Source organism: Rhodococcus sp. NPDC056960 (assembly GCF_042674125.1).
In the GTDB taxonomy this organism is placed as follows: Bacteria; Actinomycetota; Actinomycetes; order Mycobacteriales; family Mycobacteriaceae; genus Rhodococcus_F.
The window spans coordinates 418,308-435,136 of the sequence record NZ_JBHURF010000003.1 but is presented as its reverse complement, the minus strand read 5'-3'; the positions used below and the strand labels follow the sequence as shown (position 1 = coordinate 435,136).

The following is a 16,829-nucleotide window of genomic DNA, read 5'->3' as shown; positions in this document are numbered from 1 at the left end:
TCGAGGAACTCGACGATGGTGACGTCGACCCCGTAGTTGCGCAGGACATAGCCGAACTCCATGCCGATGGCGCCGGCGCCGACGATGAGGATCGATCCGGGCAGCTCCCGGGTCATGATCTGCTCTTCGTAGGTGACGACGTTCTTGCTCAGCGAGGTGCCGGGCAGCAGCTTGGTGGTGCTGCCGGTGGCGATGATCGCGTTGTCGAACGTGACCGTCTCGGTGCCGCCCTTGGTGAGCTCCACCTCGATGGTGTTGGCGTCGGTGAAGGTGCCCTTGCCGTCGTACTCGGGGATCTTGTTCTTCTTCATCAAGAAGTGGATGCCCTTGACGCGGCCCTCGGCAACCTTGCGGCTGCGGTCGAACGCGGCGCCGAAGTCGAAGGACGCCTCACCCGAGATACCGAACAGCTTGGCCTCTTTTGTGAAGAGATGCGCCAATTCGGCATTGCGGAGAAGAGCCTTCGAGGGGATGCAGCCCGCGTTCAGGCACACACCACCCCAGTACTTCTGCTCGATGATGGCAGTGCTCAGTCCGAGTTGTGCCGCGCGGATAGCAGCGACGTACCCACCGGGACCGGCTCCGAGGACAACGACGTCATAGTGTGAGGTCACGGTTGTTCAGGGTAGTCCCGTCCGGAATCGCTGTCGCACCGCGGTCGTATTACCCGCGGGTAGCCTCACCCGTCACACGTTTGCTGCCGCGACCAGCGACACCTCCTGCAAGAATGACGCCATGACGGATCCCTTCCTCTGGCTCGAAGATGTCACCGCGGACCGGTCACTCGACTGGGTGCGGGAGCGTAACGCCCGCACCCTCGCCGAGTACACCGAGAACGCCGCGTTCTCCGCGCTCGAGAGCCGGATCCTGGACGTCCTCGACACCGACGACCGGATCCCCTACGCCGGGATGCGGGGCGAGTACCTGTACAACTTCTGGCGCGACGGCGAACACAAACGCGGCATCTGGCGCCGGACCACGCTGGAGCAGTACCGCACCGACACCCCCGATTGGGACGTTCTGCTCGACGTCGACGCGCTCGCCGAGCGCGAGGGCGAGAACTGGGTGTGGGCCGGCGCCACCGTGCTGCGACCGGAGCAGACGCGGGCCCTGCTGTCGTTCTCGCGTGGTGGCGCCGACGCGTCCGTGGTGCGCGAATTCGACATCGAGAAGCGTGAATTCGTCGGCGGCGAGAACGCATTCGACGTCCCCGAGGCGAAGACCAGCATCAGCTGGATCGACACGGACACCGTGTACGTCGGAACCGATTTCGGCGAGGGCTCGATGACCGACTCCGGCTACCCGAGGATCGCGAAGCGCTGGCATCGCGGCACCCCGCTCGCCGACGCGGTCACCGTCTTCGAGGGCGAGACCACCGACGTGTCCGTCGGTGCGTCGTACGACGACACCCCCGGATACGAGCGGCACTTCGTCGGCCGGTCCATGGACTTCTACAACTCCGAGCGCTACCAACTGCTCCCGGACGGGTCGAAGGTCCGGATCGACACCCCGGACGACGCGGGCTCGGCCGTGTACCGCGAGTGGCTGACCATCCGTCCGCGCACCGATTGGGACGTGGACGGCACCGTCTACCCGGCCGGGTCGCTGCTCATCGCGAACTACGCCGACTTCCTCGCCGGGTCACGCGAGCTGACTCCCCTGTTCACCCCGGACGAGCACACCTCCCTCGAGCAGGGAACGTGGACCCGGAACCACCTGCTTCTCGTGCGACTGTCGGACGTCCAGACCAAGCTGTCGGTGCTCACCCCGACCGACACGGGGTGGGAGGAGAAGCCGCTCGACGGTGTGCCCGAACTGACGGCGAGCGGGATCATCAGCACCGACGCACGCACCGGCGACAGCTTCTTCGTCAACTCCAGCGGCTTCACCACCCCGGCGACCCTGCTGTACGGCACGGTCGGCGGTCCGCTGGAGGCGGTGAAGCAGGCGCCGTCGTTCTTCGACGCGGACGGCATGTCCGTATTGCAGCATTTCGCGGTGTCCGACGACGGAACCGAGATCCCCTATTTCGTGGTGCGCCGCGACGACGTCACCGGCCCCTGCCCCACCATGCTGTACGGGTACGGCGGGTTCGAGAACTCGATGGTTCCGGGGTACAGCGGTTCGGTCGGGTTCGCGTGGCTCGAACGGGGCGGCGCCTACGTCGTCGCGAACATCCGCGGCGGCGGCGAATACGGTCCGTCGTGGCACACCCAGGCGATCCGCGAGGGCCGCCACAAAGTGTTCGAGGACTTCGCGGCGGTCGCCCGCGACCTCGTGACCCGGGGCATCACCACGGCGAAACAACTCGGGATCCAGGGCGGCAGCAACGGCGGACTTCTCATGGGCGTCATGCTCACCCGCTACCCGGAACTGTTCGGCGCGATCGTGTGCCAGGTGCCGCTCCTCGACATGAAGCGGTACCACCTGCTGCTCGCCGGGGCGTCGTGGATGGCCGAATACGGCGACCCGGACGACCCGGACGACTGGAAGTTCATCAGCGAATACTCGCCGTATCAGAACACCAGCGCGACCGCGGACTACCCGCCGATTCTCGTCACCACCTCCACCCGGGACGATCGTGTCCACCCGGGCCACGCCCGCAAGATGACCGCGCTGCTCGAGGAGCAAGGCCACGAGGTCTGGTATTACGAGAACATCGAGGGCGGCCATGGCGGCGCCGCCGACAACGCGCAGGCCGCATTCAAGTCGGCCCTGACCTTCACTTTCCTGTGGGAGATGCTCACCCGCCCGTGAGTACTTGTTAACCGCCGGCGGTTAACAAGTACTCACGGGTCAGGTGTGGTCGTGGATCCACTCCGCGATCCGGTCGACGGTGCTCGCCGGGTCGCGGATCCATCCGTTGTGGCCCAGCGGCTGCGGCTGGTGCCACAGGGTGACGTCCGCGTCGGGCAGCTTCGCGAGAAGGTTCTTCGCCGACGACGCCGGCGCCAGATCGTCACCCTCGACGGTCACGGACAGCACGGGCAGCTTCAGCCGCGCGATGCGTTCCTCGTAGTCGATGTCGGCGCCGTCGGGTTCGATCTTGCCGGTGCGGGCGAATCGCGACCAATCGGTGATGAGCACCTTCGACTGCCGCCCGAACCCGCCGATGTCGAGTTTGTCGCCGGGCCAGAACCCCGCCAGATTGGCCGTCATCGACATCGCAGCAGCACCCACCAGCAGCCGCGGGGCGTGTATTCCGGGAAATCCTCGGTGGTACGGCGACCCCGACGCCACGAGCGCGATCCCGCCGAGCCGGCCCCGGATCCGGGCGGCGTACATCACGCCGAGCTGACCGCCCATGCTGTGTCCCAACAGGAATGGCGTCGCCGCGGGAAACCGTTCCCGCACCACTTCGAAGATCGCGGGAAAGTCGAGGGCCACCAGTTCCTGGTAGCCGTACGTGCTGGAACTGCTCGGGCGGGGGCGACTGTCGCCCTGCCCGCGGAGCTCGCCGATCGCCGCGTTGAAACCGCGGGACACCAGTTCCTCGGCGAACGGTTCGTAGTAGCCGGCGGGAATTCCCAGGCCGGGAAACACCACGACAACGGGGGCCTCGTCGGGTCCGGGAAACAAGCGGACCGGAGTGGTAGTTCCGTCGGGCATCTGGATCGGTACGGTCTCCACTTCGTCAGACTAGACGGCTCGACCCCCGCAGATCCGGGATCTGCGGGGGTCGAGTCGCTTCCGAGACCGGAAGCTACAAGCCGATCGACGCTGCGAGCATCGGCCACGACTTGTGGAGGTCCTCTTCCCAGTACGACCACGAGTGCGTGCCGGTGGGCCGGAAATCGAACGTCGCGGGGATCTGGAGTTCGTTCAGCTTGTCAGCCAGGGCATGGGTGCACTGGTTGGTGGCGGCCTCGATGGCGCCGCCGAGGAGGATCTGGTTGGCGAGCGTGCCGACGTCCCCGTTGATCCCCGGTCCGTTCAGCTGGTCGCCGGGGCCGGGAAGACCCGTGCCGTTGCTGACGTAGATGTCGAGTCCGCGCAGCTTCTCCGCGTTGATGTACGGGTCGTTCGCTACCCAGCCCGGTCCGTCGATCGGTCCCCACATGTTGGAGCTGTCGCCGCCGCCGCGGCCCTCGACGACCATGCGTACGTACGTGCGGCCGGGGTCCGTGCTCGTCATCGCGCAGCCGCTGTACGCCCCGACGCTCTTGTACAGGTCCGGAGCCGACTGGGCCAGACTCAGCACGGAGCTACCCGCCATCGAGATTCCGGCGATCGAATTGACGCCGTTCGTTCCGAGCGCCGAATCGACGATCGGTGGCAGTTCCTGCGTGAGGAACGTCGTCCACTTGTTGTTGCCCAGTTCCGGGTCGGTCTTCTCCCAGTCCGTGTAGTAACTGAACGCGCCCTCCATGGGCGTGACGACGTTGACGTTCTTGTCGGCGAAGAAGCCGACGACATCGGTCTTGGCCTGCCACGTGGCGGAGTCCTCCCCGCCGCCCGCCCCGTTGAGCAGGTACAGCGTGGGCCTCGGTGCGCTCGTGTCCGCAGGGGTGATCACCCGCAACGGGATGTCCCGGTCCATCGACGCCGAGTACACGCGCATGGTCAATTGGCGGTCGTCGATCTTGTCGGTGCTCACCAGGTGGGAGCCACCGGCCGCGACGACCGTGCCCTCCGCGGGATCGGCGGAGGCGGACGCCTGGACTCCGAGGCAGGGAATCGCCGCTGTCAGCGCGACCGCGAGCGCCACCCTGACCCCGTACCTACCCGCTGCAGTGCGGTTGACCATCCTTCACCTTCCGTCTGGGCGCTGCTCGCACACCGTCCGAGCACCGAACTGGGGCCCACAGTGTCGCATGTGGGCCCCAGTGTCAGTGAAGTTCGGGTCTATCCCCCCATTGATCCGGAGAGGAGGGGCAGCAGGGTCTGAATGATCTGCAGAAAGCTCATGATTTCCGAAGAGAACATAAAAACTCCTGATCGTCGTGTTGGGTTTTGCTCCGCGCCCTTCATGACGCTTCGTCCTTTGTACCGGACGCGAAGCATCAGCCAAAGAAAAATTTCATAACATTTCGAACTGTTACGCAGGCGTCCACTGTTTGATTGCCTGGTTATTCCCCAATTACCTCACTCGCACGGCCCACTACCAGCGGGTCTACCGTGCCGACCACGTCGAGATCCTTGTTCTCGTAATCGAACAGCGACAAAACATACTTCATGCCATTGATACGGGCCCTTTTCTTGTCGTTGCTCTTGATGACAGTCCACGGTGTGATATCAGTATCCGTGAAACGAAACATATCTTCTTTGGCTGCGGTATAAGCCGACCATTTGTCCAGCGAGGCAATGTCCATCGGGGACAATTTCCATTGGCGCACCGGATCGACCTGACGGATGGCGAATCGGGTGCGCTGTTCGAGCGGCGACACCGAGAACCACAGCTTGACCAGGCTGATGCCTTCGTCGACCAGCATCTGCTCGAACAGCGGCGCCTGATGCAGGAACCGGGAGTACTGCTCCTCGGTGCAGAAGCCCATCACCCTCTCGACCCCGGCGCGGTTGTACCAGGAACGGTCGAACAGCACGATCTCGCCGGCGGCCGGCAGGTGCTGAACGTAGCGCTGGAAGTACCACTGCGACGATTCACGGTCCGAGGGCTTCTCCAGCGCCACCACCTGAGCGCCGCGAGGATTGAGGTGTTCCATGAAGCGCTTGATCGTGCCGCCCTTGCCCGCGGCGTCGCGCCCCTCGAACAGGATGACGTGGCGGCGGCCCGTGTCCTTCACCCAGTTCTGGAATTTGAGCAGTTCGATCTGGAGCAGACGTTTCGCGGACTCGTATTCGTCGCGCGGCATGCGCTCCGAGTACGGGTAGCCCTCCCGCCACGTGTCGACGATCAATCCGTCCGGCGCGGTGAGCAGAACCGGATCGTCGTCGTCCTCGTCGTTGACGGTGAACGCGGAGGTGTCCCGCAGATCGACGGCGGTGGACAGATCCGCGAAGGCGCTGAGGAAACCCGGACGTTCCTCGATGTCAGTCATGCGCCGAAATCTAACCACCCCAGGCATCGTCGCGGTGTCGCAGACGTGAACGAAGGGACGGCACGGCGCGCGGCTCAGGGTGAAAGTCCAGGGTAGAGATCGGGGTACATCCCGATGGTGCCGGCCTGCCACTCCGACCAGGATGGAGGCATGACATTCGACAGCAACACTCCCCGCCAGTTCATCCGTTCCGACAGCCAGAAGATGCTCGCAGGCGTCTGCGGCGGCGTCGCCGAATACTTCTCCGTGGACGTCAACCTCGTCCGCCTGCTCACCGTGGTGGCCACTCTGGTCACCGGCGGCACCGCGGCCCTCGTCTACCTCGCCGCCTGGATGCTGATGCCTGCCGGCCACTGAGACGAGAAAGAGCCCGGGACACCAGTTGGTGTCCCGGGCTCTTTCGGAGCACTTCGTGCCCGTGAGTGGCGGGCGAGTCCGAGGACTCCTCAGCCGCTCACGGGAGGCGTACCCGCCTTTAGAAGTCCATACCGCCCATGCCGCCGGTCGGGTCGCCCACGGGCGCTCCGGCCTTCTCCGGCTTGTCGGCGACGACGGCCTCGGTGGTCAGGAACAGAGCCGCGATGGACGCTGCGTTCTGCAGCGCGGAGCGGGTGACCTTGACCGGGTCGTTGATGCCGGCTTCGAGCAGGTCGCCGTACTCGTTGTTGGCAGCGTTGAGGCCGTGACCTGCGGGCAGGTTGCGGACCTTCTCGGCAACGACGCCGGGCTCGAGGCCCGCGTTGAAGGCGATCTGCTTCAGCGGCGCTTCGAGGGCGACGCGAACGATGTTCGCACCGGTCGACTCGTCACCTTCGAGCTTCAGGTCGTCCAGAGCCGGAGCCGACTGCAGCAGAGCGACGCCACCACCGGCGACGATGCCCTCTTCGACGGCAGCCTTCGCGTTGCGCACGGCATCTTCGATGCGGTGCTTGCGCTCCTTGAGCTCCACCTCGGTGGCAGCGCCGGCCTTGATGACTGCAACGCCACCGGCCAGCTTGGCCAGGCGCTCCTGCAGCTTCTCGCGGTCGTAGTCGGAGTCGCTGTTCTCGATCTCGGCGCGGATCTGGGACACGCGACCGGCGATGGCCTCGGGATCTCCCGCGCCCTCGACGATGGTGGTCTCGTCCTTGGTGATGACGACCTTGCGTGCCTGGCCGAGCAGCTCGAGTCCGGCGGTCTCCAGGGAGAGGCCGACCTCTTCGCTGATGACCTCGCCACCGGTGAGGATGGCGATGTCGGCGAGCTGAGCCTTGCGACGGTCACCGAAGCCGGGGGCCTTGACGGCCACGGACTTGAAGGTGCCACGGATCTTGTTGACCACCAGGGTGGACAGGGCTTCGCCCTCGACGTCCTCGGCGATGATGACCAACGGCTTGCCGGACTGGATGACCTTCTCCAGCAGCGGCAGCAGGTCCTTGACCGTGGAGATCTTGGAGCTCACGAGCAGGATGTACGCGTCTTCGAGGACGGCTTCCTGACGCTCCGGATCGGTGGCGAAGTACGCCGAGATGTAGCCCTTGTCGAAGCGCATGCCCTCGGTGAGCTCGAGCTGCAGGCCGAAGGTGTTGGACTCCTCGACCGTGATGACGCCTTCCTTGCCGACCTTGTCCATGGCCTCGGCGATGAGCTCGCCGATGGACGCGTCGCCTGCGGAGATACCAGCGGTAGCAGCGATCTGCTCCTTGGTGTCGATCTCCTTGGCGGTCTCGAGCAGACGCACCGTGACGGCCTCGACGGCCTTCTCGATGCCGCGCTTCAGACCCAGCGGGTTGGCGCCGGCAGCGACGTTGCGGAGACCCTCGCGGACGAGCGCCTGGGCGAGAACGGTGGCGGTGGTGGTTCCGTCGCCGGCGACGTCGTCAGTCTTCTTGGCGACCTCCTTGACCAGCTCGGCACCGATCTTCTCGTAGGGGTCCTCGAGCTCGATCTCCTTGGCGATGGACACACCATCGTTGGTGATCGTGGGGGCGCCCCACTTCTTTTCGAGCACGACGTTGCGACCCTTGGGGCCCAACGTCACCTTGACTGCGTCGGCGAGGGCGTTGAGTCCCCGCTCGAGGCCGCGACGGGCCTCTTCGTCGAACGCGATGATCTTGGCCATTGCGAAGTGATCCTCCGGATTGGGGGTGACACACAAGGCGACCGCTAGTCGGGTCGCCTCATTTACGCCTTCGGCCGAGTTCGGTGCCCGCGACGGACGACCAGGGGTGTCTTTGGTTCCCGGTCTCACCGTCCCGACCTGGCACTCACGCGTCGTGAGTGCCAAGTGCATTTTTAGCACTCGGACAAGGTGAGTGCAAGGTCGGGACGGAAGCGATGCGCCGGGGCGATCAGCGCATCGCGCAGACCTGACCGGTGTTCACGTTGAAGGCGAGGGACAGTGCGCCGACGCAGTCCACGCCGTTCGCGTCCGCCGTCGCACCCGAACCCCAGCCGGCGATCGCGACGGTGGTGGTGCCGTCGGCCGCGCCGGAACGGGCGATGCCGCCGCCGAGCGAGACCGCATACGCCTGGCCCGAGCCCGTCGACGCACCGAGGGACGTCCCGTATCCGTTGGCGTAAGTGGTGGCGCCGCTGTGCCCGTTGGCGACGCTCACCGCGGTGCCGCTGTCCGCGGCCATCGCGTGGGCCACGCCGGCTTCGGTCGCCTTCGCGCCGCAGCTGGCGGTCTCCGACACCTGGACGTCGTTGGCCGACGGCGGGGACACGCAGTTGACGGGGGCAGCACCGGCGACGCCTGCACCGGCCACCGAGATTCCCGCCGCGACGCCCAGACCCACTGCCATCGCCGCTCCCACACGTGCCAGCCGACGGCCGAACAGAGAAGAGATACGAGTACGAGAAGCCGAGGCGGGCGAGGTGGCGGGCGTGGAGACAGCGAGCATGGAAGCTCCTTCTGGGAACGTCGAATTGGAGGATTCGCCGCGAGACTACCCGCTCACGGCCGCTTAGTCCCGGACCGCGGTCAGGCGAGTTCGTCGAGGAGCTTCGGCAGCTGCGCGACCGAGTCGAGGACGTGGTCCGGTCGCTGCGCGACGAGGTCCAGAATCGACTGCCGGAACTTACCCGTCCGCACCAGAACGCCGGTGAGTCCGACCCGTTGCGCGGCCAGGACGTCGCCCGTCAGATCGTCACCGACCATCACCGTCACGTCCGGTCCCGTCCCCATCAGATCGGTGGCGGTGAGGAACGCCGCGAGCGACGGCTTGCCCACCGACACGACATTCGTTCCCGCGACCTCTTCCATGCCCGGGAGGTAGGTGCCCGTGTCGATGCGCAGCCCGTCGTGGGTGGCCCACGTGGTGCCCCGGTGCATCGCGACGACGGGAACGCCGTCGAGCATCAACTCCACCACCCGGCTCAGCGCCTCGTGGGTGAATTCCGGCCCGGCACCACCGAGGATCACCACCTCCGGGTTCTCGTCGTCCAGTTCGATCCCCGACAGGTCGGCTGTGATGTCGCCGCTGTTGAGGACCCAGGCCCGCGACCCCGGGTAGGTCGACCGCACGTACTCGGCCGTGAGTCTGGCCGCGGTGACGATCTCGCCGGAGTCCGCCTCGATGCCCGCCGACCGCAGGGCGTCGGCGATCTCGTCGCACGTGCGGGACGTCGTATTGGTGAGGTAGGCGCACGCGAGCCCGCGCTCACGCACCTCGCGCACCGCGGCAGCGGCACCGTCGATCGGATGCCACGAAGTAACCAGCACACCGTCGATATCGAGCAGGACACCCTCGACCCCAGCCATGACAGGAGCCTATCCCGGCGTCACTGCCGAGTCCGGCAGACGAGGACCGGACAGGGAGCGTGGTGCACCAGATTCTGGCTCACCGATCCGAGCAGCGCGCCCATCACCTTGCCCCGGCCGTGGCTGCCGACCACCAGCAGTTGCGCCGTTGCGGCGTGCCGCAGCAGCACGTCGGCAGGCGCACCCTGCGTGGACAGCGCCTCGACGGGCACGTCCGGGTACTCGTCCCGGACGCCGGCGAGGCTTTCGGACACGACCGCCTTCACCGCTTCCTCGTAGGCGGACCAGTCGACGTATTTCGACGCATGCGCGAGTCCGTGCTGTTTCTCCCCGCTCCACGCGTGCACCGCGGTCAGCCCGACCCCGAACGACGATGCAAGCCCGAATGCCTCGTCGACCGCCGTCTCGCTGACCTGGCTGCCGTCCACTCCGACGACGATCGGGCGACTGTCGGGGGACTCGACCCCGAGCGAGCCCCGGACCACCGCGACCGGGCTGTGCGCGTTGTTGACCGTGCGCAGGACCGTGGACCCGAGTAGGTAGTCGGTGACGGCGCCGGCTCCCTGCGCGCCGAGCGCCACCATCCGCGCAGCCCGCGACAGCTCGATCAGGTGGGACGCCGCCGTCCCCGACCGGACGTCCCGTTCGACCACGAGACCGGGATGGTCCTGCTCGGCGGCGGCGGTGGCGGCGTCGAGCATCGCACTGCCGTCCTCGCGCAGTTCCTGAATGAACTGGGCGTCGATCATCATGGCGGTGCCGTTGTAGAACGTGGCCTCGTCCGGGTAGGTGTGGGCGAGCAGGAGTGGGGCACCCAGCCGGACCGCCGCCCCCGCTGCCCAGCGTGCCGCGTCGAGCGCGGCCCGGGAACCGTCGACACCGACGACCACCGGCGCCCCTGCATGTCCGCTCATATCTCTCTCCCTCTACGGCTCGAGAACTGCTGCACCGCTGAATTTTCCGCCGGCCAGGTCACGCAGGGCCCGATCGGCGCGGTCGAGTGGGTACGGATGGACGTCGATACTCAGCCGGTGTTCGGCTGCGATGCGGAGGAAGTCGGCGGAGTCCGAACGAGTATTGGCGGTGACGCTGCGGATCTGCCGTTCCCGGAACAGGTGCCGCTGATAGTCGAGCGCGGGGATGTCGGTGAGGTGGATCCCGGCGACGGCGAGGGTGCCGCCGTCGGCGAGCGCCTCCATCGCGACGGGCACCAGATCGCCGACCGGCGCGAACAGGATCGCGGAATCGAGCGGTTCGGGTGGCGTGTCACGCACCTCCTGCACGGACGTCACCCCGAGGCGCTCCGCGAGTTCGCGGGCCTGCGCCCCTCGGGTCATGACGTGCACCCGGGCGCCCCGGGTCAACGCGACCTGGGCGGTGAGGTGGGCACTGCCGCCGAACCCGTAGATGCCCAGTGCCCCGCCGTCCGGGACCGCGGCACGCTCGAGTGCCCGGTAGCCGATGATCCCGGCGCACAGCAGCGGGGCCAGTTCGGTGTCCGCATACCCGCCGGGGAGGCGCAGCGCGTAGCCGGCCGGGACCGTCGCGTACTCGGCGTACCCGCCGTCCGCGTCCCAGCCGGTGTACCGCGACTGCCTGCACAGGTTTTCGGCGCCCCGCAGGCACGCGGCGCAGCGCCCGCAGGTGTAGCGCAACCAGGCGATGCCCACCCGATCCCCGACGGCGAACGACTCGCCTGCCGAATCCCCCAGTGCGGCAACCTCACCCACCACTTCGTGACCGGGGGTCACGCGGGGCCGGTGCACGGGCAGATCACCTTCGGTCACATGAAGGTCGGTGCGGCACACTCCGCACGCCAGAACCCTCACGAGAAGTTCCCCCGGCTCCGGCGCGGGAATCGCGTCACGGCCGAGTTCGAGAGGACGGCCCGAGACGGGGCCCGGCGCGACCACACGCCACGCGGCCATCGTCCCGGTTCCGCCCTGCGTCGCCGCCATACCCCCACAATGCCCGTGACGAGTACCCACCGCCAGGACCTGAGGGCCCGTGTCTCGGGCGACACGGCGTCCCGGCGAAGGCCCGGCCGGACCGTCCACGGCCACTAGGCTCCACACATGGACCTGCGCGGTGAAGACCTGTTCACGGTGGCGGAGTCTCTGGCCGAACTGCTCGGCGCCCCGATCACCATCGAGGACGAGAACTCGACGGTGCTCGCCTATTCGAGTGGCGAGCAGGCAGTCGACGAAGCACGCATCGGCACCATTCTCGGCCGTCAGGTGCCGGGTCGATTCCGGCAGCTCCTCGCCGACGCCGGGGTGTTCGAGCAATTGCACCGCGACACGGACGTCCACTATGTCGACCTCCGAGTGCCCGAGGTGCTGCCGCGCGCGGCGATCGCCGTGCGCGACGGCGATCGGCCGGTCGGTTCCATCTGGGCCGCGATGTCCGCGCCGCCCACCCCGGAGCAGGAATCGATCCTGCGGTCCGCGGTCCCCGTCGTCGCCGAACACATCGCGGCCGAACGGGAGCGCGTGGACGTGACCCGCAGGCTGCAGGTCGACCGGGTCCGCGCGTTGATCAACGGCGGGGAACCCGCGTTCCGCGCCGCCGACGACCTCCGGTTGGAGGGACGGCTCACGGTCGCGGCCGCCGCGCCCGTCGCGATCGGGCGACCGTTGCCGTCCGGGCTGCTCGCGTCCCTCGGCCTGTACCTCGACACCCTGGCGGTCGACTCGGTCGCCGCGCAGCTCGACGACGTCATCTACGTGGTCATCGCCGCGGCCGCGAAGGATGTCCGGCGCCTCGCCGAGGATTTCCTCGGCCGCGCCCGCAGCGGTCCCGCGTTCGTGGTCGCCGTCGGCCGGGAAGTGGCCACGGCCAGTCAGGCCCACCTGTCGCGTGGGGACGCCGACCGGGTTCTCACCGTGCTGCAGCACGGCCGAGCCGGTGGTGTCGTCGGGACGATGCGGGACAGTCTCGCATCCGTGCTGGCGTTGCGGGTCGCGGACATCGTCGACGGGCTCGGTGACCTGACACCCCTCGCGGCGCTCACCCGGCACGACGAGCAGCACGGGACCGACCTCGTGGCGACGGCCCGCGCGTTCCTCGCCCACGGCGGCGACGTCGCCGATGCGGCCGCCGCCCTGCACGTGCACCCCAACACCCTGCGGAACCGGCTGCGGCGCTGCGTCGATTCGTGCGACGTGGACCTGGCCGACGCGGACACCCGGCTGATCCTGATGCTGCACCTGAAGCTGGCCGGGCTGCGGACTATCTGACCCCTGGCCGATTGCACAGGGGACGCTGTCGGGAACTGGCCGAACGGCTACTCCCCCGGCGTCGTTGCCGACCGATGATGGAGTCATGAGCACAGTGAAGCGCCCGGACCATGTCGCGATCGTCGGGGCAGGCGTCGTCGGTTTGTCCACCGCGTGGTTCCTCCAGGAGCGCGGCGTCCGGGTGACGGTCGTCGACCGAAAGGGTGTCGCGGCCGACGCGTCGTGGGGCAATGCGGGTTGGCTCGCACCGGCTTTGACGCTGCCGCTGCCCGAACCCGCAGTGCTGAAGTACGGCCTGCGCGCGATGCTGAATCCGTCGTCGCCGGTCTACGTTCCGTTCACGACCGATCTGCGGCTGGTGCGTTTCCTCGTCGGTTTCGCCCGGCACTGCACGCCGAGCCGGTGGGCGGACGCGATGGCAGTGTACGCCGAAGTCAACCGGATCGCCCTGGGCGCCTACGACGAACTCGCGGACGGCGGGGTGCGGGAGCACACGCATCTGGCCGACCCGTTCCTCACCGCGTTCAAGTCGGACGAGGACCGGGAAGCGCTCGTCGACGAGTTCCGTCACGTCGAGGCCGCGGGCGGCGAGGTCGAGTACGACCGCCTCGACCGGGACGAGATCCACTCCCTGGAGCCGAGTCTGGGCGACGGCGTGCACTCCGGTCTGCGGCTGCGCAATCAGCGATTCATCGACCCGCCGCGCTTCGTGCACTCACTCGCCGACGCCGTCCGGGCCCGGGGCGGCGAGATCGTGTCGGGCTTCGACGTGACGGCGGTGCAGGATCGGGGACAGTCGGGGGTCCGGCTGGTTCCGGCCACCGGCGATGCGGTGTCCGCCGACGCCGTCGTCATCGCGAGCGGAGCACGCCTCAACGCGCTCGCCCGCCCGTTCGGTGTGCGCGCCCTGGTCCAGGCCGGCCGCGGGTACAGCTTCAGCGTCCAACCGCGGCTGATGCCGAAGAACCCGATCTACTTCCCCACCCAGCGGGTGGCGTGCACGCCGCTCCACGACCGTTTCCGCGTCGCCGGGATGATGGAGTTCCGCAGTCCCGACGCGCCGCTGGACCCGCGCCGGGTGCAGGCGATCATCGAGGCCGCGACGCCCATGTTCACCGGCATCGACTGGGAATCGCGTGAGGAGGAATGGGTCGGGTCCCGGCCGTGCACAACCGACGGACTTCCGCTCGTCGGCGCCACCCGCTCACCGCGCGTGCACGTGGCCGGCGGCCATGGAATGTGGGGCATCGCGCTGGGGCCACTCACCGGGCGCATGCTGGCCGACTCGATGACCGGCGGCGAGGTTTCCGGCGTCCTGCGGCATTTCGACCCGCTGCGGTAGCGGTCAGTCGAGCGGCCCGACGACTGCCTCGGCGGCCGAGACCAGGGCGCCCGAGGCGGCGAGGGTGACGACGGCCTCGATCTCCGGTGCGAGGTGACGGTCGGTTCCCGGTCCGGCGACGTGCTCGCGGATCGCATCCCGCACCGCCCCCGTCGCCGCCGACGGTGCGAGCGGGGCCCGCAGGTCGAGCGCCCGAGCGGCCGTCAACGCCTCGATGGCGAGCACCCGGGTGAGTCCGTCGATCGCCCGGCGCAGCTTCCGGGCCGCGGACCACCCCATCGACACGTGGTCCTCCTGCATCGCCGACGACGGAATCGAATCCACAGACGCCGGCGCCGCGAGCCGTTTCAGCTCCGACACGATCGCGGCCTGCGTGTACTGCGCGATCATGTGGCCGCTGTCGACACCCGGATCATCCGCCAGGAACGGCGGCAGCCCGTGATTGCGGGCGACGTCGAGGAACCGGTCGGTGCGGCGCTCGCTCATGCTCGCCACGTCCGCGACCACGATCGCCAGGAAGTCCAGCACATAGGCCACCGGCGCCCCGTGGAAGTTGCCGTTCGATTCCACCCGGCCGTCGAGTGTGATCACCGGGTTGTCGACGGCGCTCGCCAACTCCCACGCCGCCACCCGCTCCGCGTGTACGAGGGTGTCCCGCGCGGCACCGGCGACCTGCGGGGCGCACCGCAGCGAGTAGGCGTCCTGCACCACGGTGCAACTCGGGTTGGCGTGGCTCCGCACGATCTCCGAACCCGCCAGCAACCGGACCATGTTCGCGGCGGCGCGGGCCTGGCCGGGGTGCGGCCGCAGCGCCTGCAGATCCGGGGCGAACACCCGGTCGGTGCCGAGCAGCCCCTCCACGCTCATCGACGCCGTGACATCGGCCAGCCGCAGGAGCGCGTGCAGGTCGTGGCACGCCAGCACCAGCATGCCGAGCATGCCGTCGGTGCCGTTGATCAGGGCCAGCCCCTCCTTCTCCTCGAGGACCACCGGTGCGATCCCGGCGGCGGACAGCGCCGCCGCGGCCGGCAGCAGTTCGCCGTCCGCGTCCCGGACGGTGCCCTCGCCGATCACCGCGAGCGCCACGTGCGCGAGCGGCGCCAGATCCCCCGAGCACCCGAGGCTGCCGTATTCGTGCACCACCGGCGTGATCCCCGCCGACAACAACGACGCGTACACCTGAGCGACCTCCGGCCGCACCCCGGTCCGGCCGGTGGCCAGGGTCGACAGTCGTAGCAGCATCAGAGCGCGCACCACCTCCCGCTCCACCTCCGGACCACCGCCGGCGGCATGCGAGCGGATCAGGCTGCGCTGCAACTGCGCCCGCCGCGCCAGAGGAATGTGCCGGGTTGCGAGCGCCCCGAAACCCGTCGACACCCCGTACACCGGCCTCGGGTCCTCGGCCAGCGCCTCGATGCGCTTCCGGGAATCCGCCATCGCCGAGATCGCATCCGCTGCGATCACGACCGAGGCGCCGAGACGCGCCACCCGGATCACGTCTTCGGCGGCGAGCGCCTCGGTTCCGACGACGACGGACTCTTCGGTTCCCACATCACCCAGTGTCCCCCGAGTCCGGTGGGTGGGTGACGAGATTGCGGGAGCGACAACTCCGTCTACAGACGGCCGCGGAGAGCTTCCTCGATTTCGCGCGGCGTCATGAGACGTTCGAGTTTTTCACTCGGCCACGAGGACGGACGTCCTTGCAATCGGGCTGATTCGAGTAGAGGGAGAGGGCTGCGGTCCCACCGCAGGATCGAATGAACATTCACGACCGATCACTTCCGAACACCGACTCGACAACTTTCCATTGCGCCATTGCACCCGCGACTTTTCGCCGCGCTATTGACTCATCGTCCATCGTGCCCCTTTGGTTACACGGTTTCTGTGAGGCGCGCGGAAGCGCTGGAAAACAGGGGTCGGACGGGACATTCAGTGACCTACCGCACACCGTCCTAGCCTGAACGCCTACGATGATGCAAAAGTAATTGTTACCGTTCGTACCACATTCCTGACTGGAGACAGCCGATGGCAAACACCCTCGAAGCAAGCATCGACATCGCCGCGACCCCGCAAGATGTGTGGGCCGTCGTGTCGGATCTGAAGCGGATGGGCGAATGGAGCCCTCAGTGTCGCAAGATGCGCATCCTCGGCGGCGTCGTCGAGGAGGGCACGAAGACCGTCAACATCAACCGCAAGGGCTTCCTCGTCTGGCCGACCACGTCCAAGGTCGTGAAGTTCCAGCCCAACAAGTCCATCGCGTTCCGCATCCTCGAGAACCGCACCATCTGGTCATACGAACTCGAGCCCACGGCCGGCGGAACCAAGGTCACCGAACGCCGCGAAGCGCCGACCGGAACATCCAAGGTGTCGCAGTTCCTGGTCAAGACCGTCCTAGGCGGCAACGACGACTTCGAGGTCGACCTCGTGAACGGCATGAACACCACCCTCGCCCGCATCAAGTCGGAGGCCGAGCGCACAGCTTGACCCTGAACCTGGTCGAGGCC

At 67.7% G+C, this 16,829-nt stretch carries 14 protein-coding genes and 1 pseudogene; 5 read left to right on the top strand and 10 right to left on the bottom strand.

Annotated elements, in window-relative coordinates:
• Positions 1-614, bottom strand: a 614-nt coding sequence (locus ACFTWF_RS07190; protein WP_378460559.1) for an FAD-dependent oxidoreductase, incomplete at its 3' end; no start/stop codon positions are given.
• 115 nt (positions 615-729) lie between these two features.
• On the opposite strand from ACFTWF_RS07190, the pseudogene ACFTWF_RS07185 reads away from it, so the two are divergent.
• Positions 730-2,757: pseudogene (locus ACFTWF_RS07185) on the top strand (prolyl oligopeptidase family protein); the annotation flags it as partial.
• Between the two features lie 39 nt (positions 2,758-2,796).
• On the opposite strand, the gene ACFTWF_RS07180 reads toward ACFTWF_RS07185, so the two are convergent.
• The 3 genes from ACFTWF_RS07180 to ppk2 all read right to left on the bottom strand — a co-directional run bounded on the left by ACFTWF_RS07180 (position 2,797) and on the right by ppk2 (position 5,999).
• Positions 2,797-3,609, bottom strand: coding sequence for an alpha/beta fold hydrolase (locus tag ACFTWF_RS07180; RefSeq protein ID WP_378460558.1), 813 nt, complete (start codon positions 3,607-3,609; stop codon positions 2,797-2,799).
• A gap of 94 nt (positions 3,610-3,703) precedes the next feature.
• Complete coding sequence (locus ACFTWF_RS07175; protein ID WP_378460557.1) at positions 3,704-4,747, bottom strand: alpha/beta hydrolase; 1,044 nt, start codon at positions 4,745-4,747, stop codon at positions 3,704-3,706.
• A 322-nt stretch (positions 4,748-5,069) separates the two neighbouring features.
• Entirely contained in the window at positions 5,070-5,999 is a 930-nt protein-coding gene (gene ppk2 / locus ACFTWF_RS07170) for a polyphosphate kinase 2 (RefSeq protein WP_378460556.1), read from the bottom strand.
• Between the two features lie 150 nt (positions 6,000-6,149).
• Here ppk2 and ACFTWF_RS07165 point away from each other — a divergent pair, with 150 nt between their 5' ends.
• Positions 6,150-6,356 (top strand): PspC domain-containing protein, encoded by a 207-nt coding sequence (locus tag ACFTWF_RS07165; protein ID WP_378460555.1) that lies wholly within the window; start codon positions 6,150-6,152, stop codon positions 6,354-6,356.
• Positions 6,357-6,474: 118 nt separating this feature from the next.
• Here ACFTWF_RS07165 and groL read toward each other — a convergent pair whose 3' ends face one another.
• The 5 genes from groL to ACFTWF_RS07140 form a co-directional block, all read right to left on the bottom strand.
• A complete protein-coding gene (gene groL / locus ACFTWF_RS07160) occupies positions 6,475-8,100 on the bottom strand; it encodes a chaperonin GroEL (RefSeq protein ID WP_378460554.1) in 1,626 nt (541 codons plus the stop codon).
• A 229-nt stretch (positions 8,101-8,329) separates the two neighbouring features.
• Positions 8,330-8,884, bottom strand: coding sequence for a DUF6764 family protein (locus tag ACFTWF_RS07155; protein ID WP_378460553.1), 555 nt, complete (start codon positions 8,882-8,884; stop codon positions 8,330-8,332).
• Positions 8,885-8,964: 80 nt separating this feature from the next.
• Positions 8,965-9,744 (bottom strand): HAD-IIA family hydrolase, encoded by a 780-nt coding sequence (locus ACFTWF_RS07150; protein ID WP_378460552.1) that lies wholly within the window; start codon positions 9,742-9,744, stop codon positions 8,965-8,967.
• Between the two features lie 20 nt (positions 9,745-9,764).
• Positions 9,765-10,658: a universal stress protein gene (locus ACFTWF_RS07145; protein WP_378460551.1), complete on the bottom strand. Its 894-nt coding sequence runs from the start codon at positions 10,656-10,658 to the stop codon at positions 9,765-9,767.
• A gap of 12 nt (positions 10,659-10,670) precedes the next feature.
• Positions 10,671-11,672 (bottom strand): zinc-binding alcohol dehydrogenase family protein, encoded by a 1,002-nt coding sequence (locus ACFTWF_RS07140; RefSeq protein ID WP_378460570.1) that lies wholly within the window; start codon positions 11,670-11,672, stop codon positions 10,671-10,673.
• A gap of 147 nt (positions 11,673-11,819) precedes the next feature.
• On the opposite strand from ACFTWF_RS07140, the gene ACFTWF_RS07135 reads away from it, so the two are divergent.
• Complete coding sequence (locus ACFTWF_RS07135; RefSeq protein WP_378460550.1) at positions 11,820-12,983, top strand: helix-turn-helix domain-containing protein; 1,164 nt, start codon at positions 11,820-11,822, stop codon at positions 12,981-12,983.
• A 64-nt stretch (positions 12,984-13,047) separates the two neighbouring features.
• Positions 13,048-14,325 carry an NAD(P)/FAD-dependent oxidoreductase gene (locus tag ACFTWF_RS07130; protein WP_378460549.1) on the top strand — a complete coding sequence of 426 codons (1,278 nt, stop codon included), beginning with the start codon at positions 13,048-13,050 and terminating at the stop codon, positions 14,323-14,325.
• Positions 14,326-14,328: 3 nt separating this feature from the next.
• Here ACFTWF_RS07130 and hutH read toward each other — a convergent pair whose 3' ends face one another.
• Positions 14,329-15,876: a histidine ammonia-lyase gene (gene hutH, locus ACFTWF_RS07125; RefSeq protein ID WP_378460548.1), complete on the bottom strand. Its 1,548-nt coding sequence runs from the start codon at positions 15,874-15,876 to the stop codon at positions 14,329-14,331.
• A gap of 474 nt (positions 15,877-16,350) precedes the next feature.
• Between hutH and ACFTWF_RS07120 the strand changes: the two genes are divergently transcribed.
• Complete coding sequence (locus tag ACFTWF_RS07120; RefSeq protein ID WP_378460547.1) at positions 16,351-16,809, top strand: SRPBCC family protein; 459 nt, start codon at positions 16,351-16,353, stop codon at positions 16,807-16,809.
• Positions 16,810-16,829: the final 20 nt, after the last annotated feature.

What these genes read in the sequence shown, in the direction of transcription:
- ACFTWF_RS07145 (WP_378460551.1), bottom strand. Translation starts at nt 10,658, where the DNA reads ATGAGCGGACATGCAGGGGCGCCGGTGGTCGTCGGTGTCGACGGTTCC.
- ACFTWF_RS07155 (WP_378460553.1), bottom strand. Translation starts at nt 8,884, where the DNA reads ATGCTCGCTGTCTCCACGCCCGCCACCTCGCCCGCCTCGGCTTCTCGT.
- ACFTWF_RS07135 (WP_378460550.1), top strand. Translation starts at nt 11,820, where the DNA reads ATGGACCTGCGCGGTGAAGACCTGTTCACGGTGGCGGAGTCTCTGGCC.
- groL (WP_378460554.1), bottom strand. Translation starts at nt 8,100, where the DNA reads ATGGCCAAGATCATCGCGTTCGACGAAGAGGCCCGTCGCGGCCTCGAG.
- ACFTWF_RS07150 (WP_378460552.1), bottom strand. Translation starts at nt 9,744, where the DNA reads ATGGCTGGGGTCGAGGGTGTCCTGCTCGATATCGACGGTGTGCTGGTT.
- ACFTWF_RS07175 (WP_378460557.1), bottom strand. Translation starts at nt 4,747, where the DNA reads ATGGTCAACCGCACTGCAGCGGGTAGGTACGGGGTCAGGGTGGCGCTC.
- ppk2 (WP_378460556.1), bottom strand. Translation starts at nt 5,999, where the DNA reads ATGACTGACATCGAGGAACGTCCGGGTTTCCTCAGCGCCTTCGCGGAT.
- ACFTWF_RS07165 (WP_378460555.1), top strand. Translation starts at nt 6,150, where the DNA reads ATGACATTCGACAGCAACACTCCCCGCCAGTTCATCCGTTCCGACAGC.
- ACFTWF_RS07120 (WP_378460547.1), top strand. Translation starts at nt 16,351, where the DNA reads ATGGCAAACACCCTCGAAGCAAGCATCGACATCGCCGCGACCCCGCAA.
- ACFTWF_RS07180 (WP_378460558.1), bottom strand. Translation starts at nt 3,609, where the DNA reads ATGCCCGACGGAACTACCACTCCGGTCCGCTTGTTTCCCGGACCCGAC.
- ACFTWF_RS07140 (WP_378460570.1), bottom strand. Translation starts at nt 11,672, where the DNA reads ATGGCCGCGTGGCGTGTGGTCGCGCCGGGCCCCGTCTCGGGCCGTCCT.